Annotated in this window: 13 protein-coding genes; 5 read left to right on the forward strand and 8 right to left on the reverse strand. The window is 69.3% G+C overall.

Features of this window, described 5'->3' with window-relative positions:
• Positions 1-67: 67 nt before the first annotated feature.
• Together LHJ74_RS21675 and pta are read right to left on the reverse strand one after the other, a co-directional pair.
• A complete protein-coding gene (locus LHJ74_RS21675) occupies positions 68-1,327 on the reverse strand; it encodes an acetate kinase (RefSeq protein WP_260219797.1) in 1,260 nt (419 codons plus the stop codon).
• The gene (pta, locus tag LHJ74_RS21680; RefSeq protein WP_260219798.1) at positions 1,324-3,507 is read right to left on the reverse strand and encodes a phosphate acetyltransferase; all 2,184 of its coding nucleotides are present in this window, start codon (positions 3,505-3,507) and stop codon (positions 1,324-1,326) included. Before pta ends, LHJ74_RS21675 begins: the two co-directional genes overlap by 4 nt.
• A 564-nt stretch (positions 3,508-4,071) precedes the next feature.
• Here pta and LHJ74_RS21685 point away from each other — a divergent pair.
• Complete coding sequence (locus LHJ74_RS21685; protein WP_260219799.1) at positions 4,072-5,097, forward strand: 6-phosphofructokinase; 1,026 nt, start codon at positions 4,072-4,074, stop codon at positions 5,095-5,097.
• A gap of 97 nt (positions 5,098-5,194) precedes the next feature.
• On the opposite strand, the gene LHJ74_RS21690 is transcribed toward LHJ74_RS21685, so the two are convergent.
• Positions 5,195-5,404 (reverse strand): DUF397 domain-containing protein, encoded by a 210-nt coding sequence (locus LHJ74_RS21690; RefSeq protein ID WP_260219800.1) that lies wholly within the window; start codon positions 5,402-5,404, stop codon positions 5,195-5,197.
• Complete coding sequence (locus tag LHJ74_RS21695) at positions 5,401-6,237, reverse strand: helix-turn-helix domain-containing protein (RefSeq protein ID WP_260219801.1); 837 nt, start codon at positions 6,235-6,237, stop codon at positions 5,401-5,403. The genes LHJ74_RS21690 and LHJ74_RS21695 overlap by 4 nt, the downstream gene beginning before the upstream one ends.
• 106 nt (positions 6,238-6,343) lie before the next feature.
• On the opposite strand from LHJ74_RS21695, the gene LHJ74_RS21700 reads away from it, so the two are divergent.
• From LHJ74_RS21700 to LHJ74_RS21710, 3 genes are all read left to right on the forward strand, one after another.
• Positions 6,344-6,601: a hypothetical protein gene (locus LHJ74_RS21700; protein WP_260219802.1), complete on the forward strand. Its 258-nt coding sequence runs from the start codon at positions 6,344-6,346 to the stop codon at positions 6,599-6,601.
• Positions 6,598-6,867: a DUF7848 domain-containing protein gene (locus tag LHJ74_RS21705; RefSeq protein ID WP_260219803.1), complete on the forward strand. Its 270-nt coding sequence runs from the start codon at positions 6,598-6,600 to the stop codon at positions 6,865-6,867. Before LHJ74_RS21700 ends, LHJ74_RS21705 begins: the two co-directional genes overlap by 4 nt.
• Before the next feature lie 185 nt (positions 6,868-7,052).
• Positions 7,053-7,496 carry a hypothetical protein gene (locus LHJ74_RS21710; RefSeq protein ID WP_260219804.1) on the forward strand — a complete coding sequence of 148 codons (444 nt, stop codon included), beginning with the start codon at positions 7,053-7,055 and terminating at the stop codon, positions 7,494-7,496.
• 117 nt (positions 7,497-7,613) lie between these two features.
• Here LHJ74_RS21710 and LHJ74_RS21715 read toward each other — a convergent pair whose 3' ends face one another.
• Positions 7,614-8,495: a sigma-70 family RNA polymerase sigma factor gene (locus LHJ74_RS21715; RefSeq protein ID WP_260219805.1), complete on the reverse strand. Its 882-nt coding sequence runs from the start codon at positions 8,493-8,495 to the stop codon at positions 7,614-7,616.
• A 240-nt stretch (positions 8,496-8,735) separates the two neighbouring features.
• On the opposite strand from LHJ74_RS21715, the gene LHJ74_RS21720 reads away from it, so the two are divergent.
• Positions 8,736-9,386 (forward strand): flavodoxin family protein, encoded by a 651-nt coding sequence (locus tag LHJ74_RS21720; RefSeq protein WP_260219806.1) that lies wholly within the window; start codon positions 8,736-8,738, stop codon positions 9,384-9,386.
• 4 nt (positions 9,387-9,390) lie between these two features.
• Here the strand turns inward: LHJ74_RS21720 and LHJ74_RS21725 are convergent, their stop codons facing one another.
• From LHJ74_RS21725 to LHJ74_RS21735, 3 genes are read right to left on the reverse strand one after another with little or no spacing between them, the layout of a single operon-like run.
• Complete coding sequence (locus tag LHJ74_RS21725) at positions 9,391-10,293, reverse strand: carbohydrate ABC transporter permease (RefSeq protein ID WP_260219807.1); 903 nt, start codon at positions 10,291-10,293, stop codon at positions 9,391-9,393.
• Positions 10,294-10,295: 2 nt separating this feature from the next.
• Positions 10,296-11,180, reverse strand: coding sequence for a carbohydrate ABC transporter permease (locus tag LHJ74_RS21730; protein WP_260219808.1), 885 nt, complete (start codon positions 11,178-11,180; stop codon positions 10,296-10,298).
• Positions 11,177-12,532, reverse strand: coding sequence for an ABC transporter substrate-binding protein (locus LHJ74_RS21735; RefSeq protein ID WP_260219809.1), 1,356 nt, complete (start codon positions 12,530-12,532; stop codon positions 11,177-11,179). Before LHJ74_RS21735 ends, LHJ74_RS21730 begins: the two co-directional genes overlap by 4 nt.
• Positions 12,533-12,637 lie beyond the last annotated feature (105 nt).

The following is a 12,637-nucleotide window of genomic DNA, read 5'->3' on the forward strand; positions in this document are numbered from 1 at the left end:
TTTTGTTCAAGAGCGGAACGTATCAGGGGGTGAGCCGAGTCACGTACGGGGCCTTTCTCCTCCCGGTCTACTCCCGGGCCGGCTCCGGACTGACCAGCGCATAGGTCTGCCGGGCGATCTCCAGCTCCTCATCGGTCGGGACGACGGCGACCGCCACCCGGGCGCCTTCGGGCGAGATCAGCCGGGCCGTGTCCGCACGTGCCGCGTTCAGCTCCGCGTCCACCGCGAGCCCCAGCCCGTCCAGCCCGGAGACGGCCGCCTCCCGCACCGGCGCGGAGTTCTCGCCCACACCCGCCGTGAAGGCGAGCGCGTCCACCCGGCCCAGCACCGCGTAGTAGGCGCCGATGTACTTCTTCAGCCGGTGCGCGTAGATGTCGAACGCGAGGCGCGCCGTGTCGTCGCCCTCGTCCACCCGCCGCCGGATCTCCCGCATGTCGTTGTCCCCGCACAGCCCCAGCAGTCCGCTCTTCTTGTTGAGCAGGATGTCGATCTCGTCCACCGACATCCCGGCGACCCGGAACAGGTGGAAGATCACCGCCGGGTCCACGTCCCCGGAGCGGGTACCCATCACGAGGCCCTCCAGCGGAGTCAGCCCCATCGAGGTCTCCACACACACCCCGCCCCGCACCGCCGACGCGGAGGCGCCGTTGCCCAGATGCAGCACGATCACGTTCACCTCGGCCGGATCCCTGCCCAGCAGCTGCGCCGTCCGGCGGGAGACATAGGCGTGCGAGGTGCCGTGGAAGCCGTAGCGGCGGACGCGGTGCTCGTCAGCGGTGCGTACGTCGATCGCGTAGCGGGCGGCGTGCTCCGGCATCGTCGTGTGGAAGGCGGTGTCGAAGACCGCGACCTGCGGCAGTCTCGGGTTGAGCGCCTGAGCGGTGCGGATGCCCATGAGGTTCGCCGGATTGTGCAGCGGTGCCACCGGCACCAGCCGCTCGATCTCCGCGAGCACCGCCTCGTCGATCACCGTCGGCTCGGTGAAGCGCTGCCCCCCGTGCACGACCCGGTGCCCTGTCGCGGCCAGCTCCGGCGATTCCAGCCCCATCCCGTCCGCCGCCAGTTCCGCCGCGACGGACTTGAGCGCGGCGTCGTGGTCGGCGATCGGCGCCTCGCGGGTACGGGAGGTGCCGGGGGCGCCGCCGGAGGCGAGCAGGGTGTGCGAGAGCCGCGAGGTGGCCTCGCCGATCCGCTCCACCAGCCCGGTCGCGAGCCGCGAACCGTCGGCCATGTCCAGCAGTTGGTACTTCAGCGACGAAGAGCCGGAGTTGAGGACGAGGACACGGGTCCCGGTCGCGCTCGCGGTGTTCGTGGTGGCGGCGCTCATGACGCGGCGCCGTTCCGCGCGCCCTGCGGTGCCGGTGCCGGTGCCGGTGCCCGTACGGCGCTCTGCGCCTGGATAGCGGTGATCGCCACGGTGTTCACGATGTCCTGCACCAGTGCTCCACGGGAGAGGTCGTTCACCGGTTTCCGCAGCCCCTGGAGCACCGGGCCGACGGCGACCGCCCCCGCCGAGCGCTGCACGGCCTTGTAGGTGTTGTTGCCGGTGTTCAGATCAGGGAAGATCAGCACCGTCGCCCGGCCCGCTACCGCCGAGCCCGGCAGCTTGGTCTCCGCGACCGAGGGCTCCACGGCGGCGTCGTACTGGATCGGCCCCTCCACCAGCAGCTCCGGGCGGCGCGCCCGTACCAGCTCGGTGGCCTGCCGTACCTTGTCGACGTCCTTGCCGGAGCCCGAGGTGCCGGTGGAGTACGACAGCATGGCGATCCGCGGCTCCACCCCGAACTGCGCGGCGGTGGCCGCCGACTGGATGGCGATGTCGGCCAGCTGCTCGGCGTCCGGGTCCGGGTTGACGGCGCAGTCGCCGTACGCGAGCACCCGGTCGGCCAGGCACATGAAGAAGACCGAGGAGACGATGCCGGTGTCCGGCTTGGTCCGGATCACCTCGAAGGCGGGCCGGATCGTCGCGGCGGTGGAGTGCGCGGCGCCCGAGACCATGCCGTCGGCCAGACCCTCCTGCACCATGAGCGTCCCGAAGTAGGAGACGTCCGCCACCACGTCGTAGGCGAGCTCCTCGGTGACTCCACGGTGCGCGCGCAGCCGGGCGTACACCTCGGCGAAGCGCTCCCGCAGCGGCGAGGTCTGCGGGTCGACGACCCGGGCGGTCGCCGCGGCCGGACCGTCAGCACCGGCGGGGTCGGCGATCTCGTCGTCGCTGAGGAGCTGGAGGTCCAGGCCCAGCTCGGCGGCGCGCTTGCGGACGGCGGTGCTCTCGCCGAGCAGGGTCAGATCGCAGATGTTGCGGCGCAGCAGCACCTCGGCTGCGCGCAGCACCCGCTCCTCGGAGCCCTCCGGCAGGACGACGTGGCGGCGGTGGGCGCGGGCGCGCTCGATCAGTTCGTGTTCGAACATCATCGGGGTGACCCGGCCGCTGCGCACCACCGAGAGCCGCTCGGTGAGCTGTGCGGTGTCCACATGGGTCTCGAACAGGCCGAGCGCGATCTCCGCCTTGCGCGGGCTCGTCGCGGTCAGCCTGCCCCGCAGCGGAACCAGTTCCGCTGCGGTGGGGAAGGAGCTGTCCCGGACGGCCAGCAGCGGGGTGCCGGGGGCGAGGCGGGCCGCCAGCCGCATCGTCTCCTCGCCGGGCCGCTCGTCGAGGGTCAGGACGACGCCCGCTATCGCCGGTGATCCGGCGGAATGCGCCGCCAGTGAGCCGATGATCAGATCCGCACGGTCGCCGGGCGTGATGACCAGGCAGCCCTCGGTGAGGGCGGGCAGGAAGGTGGGCAGATGCGCACCGCCGAAGACGAAGTCGCGCACGTCACGGGCGAGCCCGGCAGGATCGCCGAGCAGCACCTCGGCACCCAGCGTGTCGCGCACCTGGGCGACGGTCGGTGCGGAGAGGGCCGGATCCTCGGGCAGTACGTAGACCGGCTCGGGCAGGTGGCCGCCCAGCGCGCGGGCGGCCTCCCGGGCGTCACCGTCCCGCACCCGGTTGACGATCGTCGCGATCACCTCGCAGCCCAGGGCGGCGTAGGCGTCATGCGCGTTGCGCACCTCGGCAACCACGGTTTCGGCGGTCTGGTGGTAGCCGCCGACCACCGGGATGACGGCCGCGCTGAACTCGTTGGCCATCCGCGCGTTGAGCGCCAGCTCGGCCGGGAGCCCGGTGTCCGCGAAGTCGGAGCCCAGCACGAGCACCGCCTCGAAGGAGGCGGCCACCGCGTGGAAGCGGTCGACAAGCCGGGACAGCAGCTCGTCCGTGCCCTGCTCGGCCTGGAGCGCCGCCGCCTCGTCATGGCGGAAGCCGACGACGGTCTCGACGGGCTGGGTGAGCCGGTAGCGGGACCGCAGCAGGTCGAAGACGGGATCGGGCCCGGCGTGGGCGAGCGGCCTGAAGACACCCACCCTGTCCACCTGGCGGGTCAGCAGCTCCATCACCCCCAGATCCACGACCTGGCGACCGTCCCCCCGGTCGGTGCTGGTCACATACACGCTGCGTGTCACGCGTGCTCTCCCTCTCCTGCGGTCGTTCGCCGGCTGGGCTGGCTGGGCTGGCTGGGCTGGCTGGGCTGGCTGGGTCGGCTGAGCTGACTGGTCCGCTGGGCTGGCCGGCGGGGCGGTGACGGCCCGTGGGGTCCCTACGGTCCGCCGTGCGGTCTCCGCACTGAGACCTGCCCGCCATGAGCTGTGCGATGAGATGTCATGGGGGTGCCATGGGCCGCGCCGTGCACCGGCGGTGCCGCGGCGCTCGGCCTGGTGCGCGACAGCCAGCGGGCTCCCGACGCCCTGCGACTTTGCCTCCGGCGTTCTCGTCGGTCAACGACGCTCCGCGTCGCCTCCCTCCTCCGCCTTGTGGCCGAAGCCCCATGACGCCGCTCGCTGATCCACTGGCTATCGCGCGCCAGGCCGTTACTGTTGACGGTACCTGCGTGCCCGATGATGCCGCGCGTCAGGCGTTCTCGTGTGTTGGACGCCCGTGCGGGATGTGTTCAAGACATGAAACAATCGCGTCAGCTCATCGGACCGACGCTCCACCAGTGGGCATCAGCGGCAGGAGAAGCGAACCTCATGCGTATCGGAGTCCTCACCGCGGGCGGCGACTGCCCCGGCCTGAACGCCGTGATCCGGTCCATCGTCCACCGAGCGGTGGCCGATCGGAATGATGAGGTCATCGGTTTCGAAGACGGTTTCAAGGGGCTCCTGGAGGGTCGCTACCGCACGCTCGACATCGACTCGGTCGCCGGCATCCTGGCTCGTGGCGGCACCATTCTGGGCTCCTCGCGGCTGGAGCGGGACCGGCTGCGCGAGGCGTGCGACAACTCCGAGGAGCTGATCGAGCGTCTGGCCCTGGACGCCCTCATCCCGATCGGCGGCGAGGGCACGCTGACCGCCGCGCGGATGCTGGCGGACGCGGGCCTCCCGGTGGTCGGAGTGCCCAAGACCATCGACAACGACATCTCCGCCACCGACCGCACCTTCGGCTTCGACACCGCCGTCGGCGTCGCCACCGAGGCGATGGACCGGCTCAAGACCACCGCGGAGTCACACCAGCGCGTCATGGTCGTCGAGGTCATGGGCCGTCACGCCGGGTGGATCGCACTGGAGGCCGGCATGGCGGCCGGGGCGCACGCGATCTGCATTCCGGAGCGACCCTTCCAGGTCGACGACCTCGCGAAGATGGTCGAGGAGCGTTTCGCACGCAGGAAGCGTTTCGCGCTCATCTGCGTCGCGGAGGGCGCGCATCCGGCGGAGGGCTCGATGCCGTACGAGAAGGGCGTCATCGACCAGTTCGGGCACGAGCGCTTCGTCGGCATCGGCAACCGGCTGGCGGTCGAGCTGGAGCACCGGCTCGGCAAGGAGGCCAAGCCGGTCATCCTCGGCCACGTGCAGCGCGGCGGCACCCCCACCGCGTACGACAGGGTGCTCGCCACCCGCTTCGGCTGGCACGCGGTGGAGGCCGTCCACCGGGGCGAGTTCGGCAGGATGACGGCGCTGCGCGGCACGGACATCGAGATGGTGCCCCTGGCGGACGGCGTCTCCGAGCTCAAGCGCGTCCCGCAGGACCGCATGGACGAGACCGAAGCGGTCTTCTAGCGCTGAGCGTGATCCGCCGCGCGGCCCGGCGCAGAGCAAATGCCCCACCATGCGGTGCACGATGGGGCTGCTTAACCCGGTGGGTGTCGGCGACGTCTCAGACGGCGCCGAACTCCCCGCCCTTGACGCCCGCCACGAACGAGGCGAATGCGTCTACGGAGGCGTTCAACACCGGGCCGGTCGGGTTCTTGGAATCACGGACAGGGATCACACCGCGCGAAGCGGCGAGGTTGGCGGCCACCTCCACACAGGCGCCGCCATTGCTGCTGTAGGAGGACTTGAACCAGCGAGGGGATTCGGTCGTCACGTTGTGCCCTTTCGCAACTGCTCGATTATGGCCACGGAAGCCGCCTGGGACAGCGCCTCGGCCTGTAGCTGATGGTATGCCGTCAGCATGGGCAGGACGAAGGTGTTGTCCCGCTCGAGATCCCCCCGCTGCGCGGATTCGGCGTAGGACATCAGCGAGCGGTCCGCCATCGTCAGGATGTAGACCGGCAGATCGAGCGTGCGACGCGCACCCATGTCGTACGGAGCGATCTGGAGCACGGTGTTGGGCAGCCCGGCGAACTCGGCCAGATACGCCAACTGGGCGTCCATGACGGCTGCGTCGCCGAGGGGACGGCGGATGCAGCTCTCGTCCAGCACCACGAAAACCAGGGGCGGGGGCGTGCGCACGAGCGCGGCTTGCCGCTCCGCGAGGAACGCCATCCGCTCCTGCGCCTGCGCGGCGCTGATCGCTCCGCGTCTGACGTCGCTGTCTGCGATCACCCTCGCGTACTCCGGCGTCTGGAGCAGACCGGGGATGATCCCGATCTCGAAGAGCCGTATCTCCGCCGCCCGGCCCTCGTAGCCGACGTACTGCGGGAAGCCTTCCAGCAGTGAGCCATGCCGGATCTCGCGCCACTCGCGTTCGAAAGTATCTGCTGTCTCCGCGATACCGAAGGCGAGGTCGGCACTGCGCGAAAACCGCAAGGTCGGAAGTTTCCGACCGGTTTCGACGGATGACATATGCGTACTGGAATATCCCATCAGCTCCCCCAACTCGTCCTGCGTCCACCCGCGCTCTCTGCGCAGCCTGCGCAGGCGCGCCCCGAAGGCGGCTTGCGGGGAGCTTTCCGGGTCCAACTCCTTGACGTTCAAAGGACTGACACCAACCTTCCGTCCCGTCCTGACACGTTGAACGGTTCCCAACGCTAGGCCACGCTGAGCCGCCTTGGTAGTGGAACCACTACGGAGAGGAGTGGCGGTGTCTGAGCAGAGCGTTCCCACAGACGGGCAGGAGCCCGCCTACGTTCCGGAGCCCGGCACGCTCATGGTGGACATGCGCCATGGCCGGGTCGGAGAGTTCCGCGGAGTCGTCGGCCCGTACTGGTTGCTGCGTCCGGTCTGCGGCGGGACCGAATGGGAGGCGAAGCCCGAGCACGTCCGCCTCACGGCACCGATAGAGCGGCTGCGAGCCGAGAACACGCGGTGCAACGCCCGGAGCCGAGGCGAGTATCTGTGACACCGCCAGCCAACCGCGTGTTCCGCTTCGTCAACTGGAGGCTGCGGTCCGACCAGGACGACGACGCCCCGCCGGTCAGACTCAAGTTCCGGTGTCTCACCCTCACCGGCGACGACACGGAGTGTGGCGCGGAGTCGGAAGCGCTCACCGATGCGCAAGAGGCACAGCGGTGGACGTTCCAGCACCTGCGGGAGTACCCCGACCACACCAGCTACGCCGAAGTGATCGAGCGCCCGTGGGTGATGTGGCGGGAGGGCCCGGCATGATCGGCAGATCAGAACCGGCGGGCTACCGGTGCGAAGTGCTCGCCGAGGGCTTTGTGTACGGCACTGGCCAGACGGTGCAGTACGTCTTGGGCAGGGCGCCCGCTTCGCTACGGCCACGTGGTCTGGCTGAACGTGCCTCAGGTTAGTCCCTTCCTCTGGTGATGGGCCGGACTTACGCTCGTGTGGTGGACCCCGCGACCGAGGACAACACCGGCCCGGACTGGAACGCTCGCGCAGCGGCGGCTATCGGGATCGCTGCTGCGCTTGGGGTGCTGACGTTGGCGGGCCTCGACTTGGCTCAAGGGCCTGTCGACTGCGACTCGAAGTTCGCCGTGGAGCTGCCTGACAGTGCCGAAAACGTCGAGTGCAGCAGCAAGGACCGCCACAGTGCGCAATGGCGCTTCACGATGCCCACTGACGAGGTCGAACCCTGGTGGGCCCAACAGTCCCAGAGTCAGCTCGAACTCGAAGCGTGGCTCTCGACCGAGGGGCGGTTTCAGGGCGAGGAGATCGTCGAAGGCCCATTAGGGGTGAACGCGTATTACCCCGAGGATGAGGGCGGGCTTATCTGGGTCAATCCGCAGTCCGACGGCACGTCGCAAGTGTTCATCAACGGCGCATGGAAGTAAATGCCGTCCCGTGCAGGCGCCAGCCGACTGGGCAGCGTGTCCCTTTCCTGGGGGTCGGGCGGCTGGGGCTTGTTGGCCGGCCCTGTATCGCTGGCACGGTCTTCGGCGGGTGCGGGATTAGAGGACGGGGACGGCGAGGTCGAGGTCGTGGAGGCGCTGGGGGTCGGCGATGACTTCGTACTCGGTGATCCGGCCTGCGCTGATCGTGAGGCTGAGGGCGAGGCGCAGCCGCCCCCGCGGCGCCACGATGATGCCCAGGGCCCCGTTCACCAGCGCCGGTTCGGCGAACCGCGCCTGTCGGGACAGGAGGAGGGTTTCCTCGACCACCGCCTGCGCACCGCGGATCTCCAGCGGTGTGCCCGGCGGTACGGCCGCGGCGTCGGCCCGGCGTACGACCTGCGGGTCGAGGACGTCGAGAAGCGCGTTGATGTCGCGGCCGCGTGCGGCGGCGAGGAAGGCGTCGACGACGCGGCGGTGCCAGGCCAGATCGACCTCGGAGGCCGTGGCGTCGCCCCGCACGCGGTGGCGGGCGCGGCTGGCGAGTTTCTTGGCGGAGACGGGCGTTCGTCCGACGACGGGGGCGATCTCCCCGAAGGGGACGGCGAACAGGTCGTGCAGGACGAACGCGATGCGCTCCGCGGGTGCCAGCCGCTCCAGCACCACCAGCAGCGCGCTGCTGACGGATTCGGTGAGCAGCGCCTCGTGTTCCGGGTCGGACTCCTGACCGGTCGTGACCGGCTCCGGCACCTGCCCGCCCACGGGATCGTCCCGTCGCGCGAGGCGCGAGCGCAGCATGTCCAGGCACACGCGGGAGACGACCGTGCGCAGCCATCCGGCGAGGTTCCCGATGTTTGCGGCATCCGCGTGACTGAGCCGCAGCCACGTTTCCTGGACGGCGTCGTCCGCGTCGCTCGCCGAGCCGAGCATCCGGTACGCGAGTGCCCGCAAGTGGCCTCGGTGGGAATCGAAGCGTTCTGCCAGGAGGTCGTGCTCGTCCATCGGTCACCTTTCCTCGTCGCCGTTCGTCATACCCAGTGATGAAGTGAGCTGAGAGCGGCGGGCGCCGTTTCTGTGCCCCTGACCTCCCGCTCCGCCAGCGTAGCCGGTCGGGGCGCCGCCTCCCCGGCTCCGCGGATTTGCTCCCGCTGTGCATGCCCTGGGGGAGCTCTGCGACCGGCCTGATTTCCGGCTGACGACCCTTGATGCCTGGCTGATGCCCGGCTTGAACCAGGAGATGACATGTCTGAAGCGATTGACCTCGATGTACGAGAGCCCGCTCCGGTGCGGGTCGCGGTGGCTTATCACAGCGGCTTCGGGCACACCGCCCGCCAGGCGCAGGCCGTGGCCGCCGGGGCCTGCGAGGTGACCGGCACGACGGTCGAGCTGCTGCCGGTGGACCGGCTGGACGACGCCGCGTGGGCGAGTCTCGACGCAGCCGATGCCATCGTCTTCGGCGCCCCCACCTACATGGGCAGTCCGTCGGCGGCGTTCAAATCCTTCGCGGAGGAGACCAGTGCCGCGATGCAGGACGGCATGCGCTGGCAGGACAAGATCGCGGCGGGATTCACGAACAGCGGCGCCATGAGCGGGGACAAGCTCAACTCCCTTGTCGACTTCGCGCTGCTCGCCGCCCAGCACGGCATGCTCTGGGTCGGGCTCGCCCAGCAGGCCGGGTGGTCCAGCTCCACCGGCTCGGTGGAGGACCTGAACCGGCTGGGCAGCTGGCTGGGCGCGATGGCCCAGTCGGACAACGACACCAGCGCGGAGACCGTGCCGCCGGCCACCGATCTGCGCACCGCGCGCGAACTGGGGCGGCGGGTGGCCACCGTCGCCGGGACCTACCGGCGCGCGCGGGCGGACGAGCGCCTCCTCTCCCCGGTCAGCCGTTGACAGGTCAGCCCTTGACCCCTCCGCTCAGGGTGAAGCCGCCGCCGATGCGGCGGGAGATGAGGATGTAGAGCACCAGGACGGGGGTGGAGTAGAGGAGCGAGAACGCCGCCAGTTCGCCGAAGGCGACGGAGCCGTAGTTGCCGAAGAAGGTGAAGATGCTCACGGAGGCCGGAAGTTGTTCGGGGCTCAGCAGCAGCATGAAGGGGACGAAGAAGTTGCCCCACATCATGATGAAGCTGTAGATCGTGACGACGGTGAGGCCGGGCCCCATCAGCGGCACGATCACCCGTGTCAACGACTGGAACCAGCTGGCGCCGTCCGTCCACGCGGCCTCCTCCAGCACCACCGGGACGCCGTCCATGAAGTTCTTCATCAGCCATACGGCGAACGGCAGTTGCGACGTGGCCAGGAAGAACGCCGTGCCGGAGAGCGTGTCGATGAGGTTGATCTGCACGAACAGGCCGTAGACGGGCACCATGATCGCGGTGATGGGCAGGCAGGTGGTGAAGAGGATGGTGAGCAGATAGGGGCGGCTGAAGCGGGACCGGTAGCGGGAGAGCGGATAGGCGGCCAGCGCCGCGCAGACCATGGTCATCAAGGTGGCGCTGCCGCAGATCAGCAGGCTGTTGCGCATCGGGGTGAAGGTGATCTCGTCGGTCAGCACCGCCGAGAAGTTGTCCAGCGTCGGCGAGGCGGGCGGACTCACCCGCAGGTCGGCGTCCGCGTCGAGTGAGGCGAAGACCAGCCACAGCAGCGGCACGACGAACGCGGCGGCCACGGCGAGCAGCGCCAGGTTGGCGGCGAGTCGCTGGCGGGCGCGCCGGGTGAGACGAACGGGCCGGGCACGCCGGGCACGCCGGGTGGACCGGACAGGCCGGGCGGTTCGGGCGGCGGGGGTGTGGGCCATGCTCAGACCTCCTCGCGCATCAGGCGCAGATAGATGACCGAGAAGAGCGCGCCGACCAGGAGCAGCAGCAGCGCGACCGCCGTCCCGTAGCCGATCAGGGCCTTGTCGAACGCCTGGTCGTACATGAAGACCGGGAGGGTCTGGCTGCGATTGCCCGGTCCGCCGCGCGTCATCGCCCAGATGAGGCCGAAGACCGAGAGCGTCTGGAGGGTGTTGAGCATCAGATTGGTGCCGATGGAGCGGCGGATCATCGGCAGGGTGATGAACCACAGCCGCTGCCGGGCGTTCGCCCCGTCGACCTGTGCCGACTCGGTGACCTCGGTGGGGATCTCGGACAGCGCAGCCGAGTAGACGAGCATCGAGAACGCCGTGCCCCGCCAGATGTTGGCGAACGACACCGCCAGGATCGGCAGCGTGAACAGCCAGTTCTGGCTGGGCAGATGGAGCCAGTCGAGTACGGCGTTGAGGGTGCCCTGTCTGTGGAAGAAGGTGTAGAGCAGGAATCCGGCGACGATCTCCGGCAGCACCCAGGCGCAGATGACGACCACCCCGGTGACGGTCCGCACCGTCTTCCCGGCACGCTGCATCAGGGCGGCCAGCGCCAGGCCCAGGGTGTTCTGCCCGATGATCGAGGAGAGCAGGGTGAAGACCAGGGTCAGCACGACCGCGTTGATGAAGGCGTCGTCCTGGAAGGCGCGGCGGAAGTTGTCCAGACCGACGAAGGAGGCCGACTCCTGGCCGGTCAGCTGCATGTCGGTGAGCGCGATCCAGACGCAGTAGGCGATCGGCCCGCCGAGGAAGAGCAGCAGCAGGGCGGTGGCCGGGGCGATCGGCAGCCACCGCCAGTACCGGCGGCCACCGGCCGCCGGGACCTTGGCGACGCTCACCGTGTCGTGACCGCCCCGTCGGTGAGGGACTCGAGCTCCTCGTCATACCTGTCGGCGGCCTCGCCGGGCGAGGCGTCGCCCGCCGTCACCTGCTCCATCGCCTCCGTCAGGGCGGCGGACACCTGCGGGTAGACGGGCAGCGCGGGCCGGTACTCGCTGACCTCGACGAGGTCGGTGAAGAACTCGATGCCAGGCATGGAGCCTTGGTACTGCGGATCCTCGGCGACATCCGCGCGCACCGCGATCTGCGCGCCGCGCACACAGAAGTCGGTGGCGTTCTGCTGTGTCTGGAAGGTCTTGATCATCTTCCAGGCGAGATCGTGGTTGTCCGACTGCTTCGGGATCGACCACGTCCAGCCGCCCGACATGCTCACCTTCCCCGCGCCGCCGCCGTCCTGAGTGGGCATCGCCGCGCGCCCCATCGTCGTGGACCACTCGGGCCAGGGCTTGCCGCCCGTCTTGATCCACTGCTGGCTGAGCCAGGAGCCGTCCAGTGCGATGGCCAGCTTGCCCTCGGGAAGGTACTCGGTCGGCACCCTTGTCTGGATGTTGGCGTCCAGGGCGTCGGAGACGTCCGGGCCCAGCTTCTCGGAGTAGACCGTCTCGACGAACTCCAGGCTGTCGCGGAACCCCTTGCTTCCGGTGACCCACTTCCTCGAACCCTCGTCGTAGAGCGGGTCGTCGGTGCCGTACAGCAGCATCTCGAAGCCCTGCATGGCGGCGGCCTCGCCCGCGCCCTTGCCGGTGAAGACGTTGAGCGGGATGACGTCCGGCAGTTTCCGCTTGAGGGTGCGCGCGGTCTCCAGCACCTCGTCCCAGGTGCGCGGTTGCCAGTCCTGGGGCAGCCCGGCCTTCTTGAACAGCTTCTTGTTGAACCACAGGCCCCGGGTGTCGGTGCCGTCCGGCACGCCGTAGGTCTTGCCGTCCTCCGCCCTGGCGGCCTTCTTGGCGCTCTCCTCGAACTGGTCCCAGTCCTTCCAGTCCTTCAGATAGCCGTCCAGTGGGAGCAGATAGCCGCTCTTGATGTCCGAGTTGATGAGGAAGGTGTCCTCGTAGACGAGGTCGGGTGCGGTCTTCGAGGACCGCATCATCTGCTGGATCTTCGTGTAGTAGTCGTTCCCCGTCGCCTGGATCGGGACCGGCTTGACGTCTTTGCCCGGGTTCGCTTTCTCGAACTTCGCGGCGATGTCGTCGATGTAGTCGTCCCGCCAGGTGACCTTGTTGTTGGTGTCCTTCGGGAAGGCGACCTCGAGGGTGTCCTTGTCGTTTCCGGAGCCCCCTCCGCACCCGGTGAGTGTGCTGAGGGCGACTGCGGCGGTGAGGGAGAAGATCAACGGAGCGGTGGGGCGCACGGGCATGACCTCCTGGGCCACGGCCGGGGGTGGCCCTTGGTGGACCGTCGGCCTCGTGGGCTGCTGCCAGGTCTGCCGTTTGGATCATGCCGGGTTCGCGTGCCC

Source organism: Streptomyces gossypii, from assembly GCF_025165795.1.
GTDB lineage: Bacteria > Actinomycetota > Actinomycetes > Streptomycetales > Streptomycetaceae > Streptomyces > Streptomyces gossypii.

Coding starts and splice junctions, on each gene's coding strand:
- LHJ74_RS21675 (WP_260219797.1), bottom strand. CDS start 1,327: ATGAGCGCCGCCACCACGAACACCGCGAGCGCGACCGGGACCCGTGTC.
- LHJ74_RS21685 (WP_260219799.1), top strand. CDS start 4,072: ATGCGTATCGGAGTCCTCACCGCGGGCGGCGACTGCCCCGGCCTGAAC.
- LHJ74_RS21715 (WP_260219805.1), bottom strand. CDS start 8,495: ATGGACGAGCACGACCTCCTGGCAGAACGCTTCGATTCCCACCGAGGC.
- LHJ74_RS21720 (WP_260219806.1), top strand. CDS start 8,736: ATGTCTGAAGCGATTGACCTCGATGTACGAGAGCCCGCTCCGGTGCGG.
- LHJ74_RS21725 (WP_260219807.1), bottom strand. CDS start 10,293: ATGGCCCACACCCCCGCCGCCCGAACCGCCCGGCCTGTCCGGTCCACC.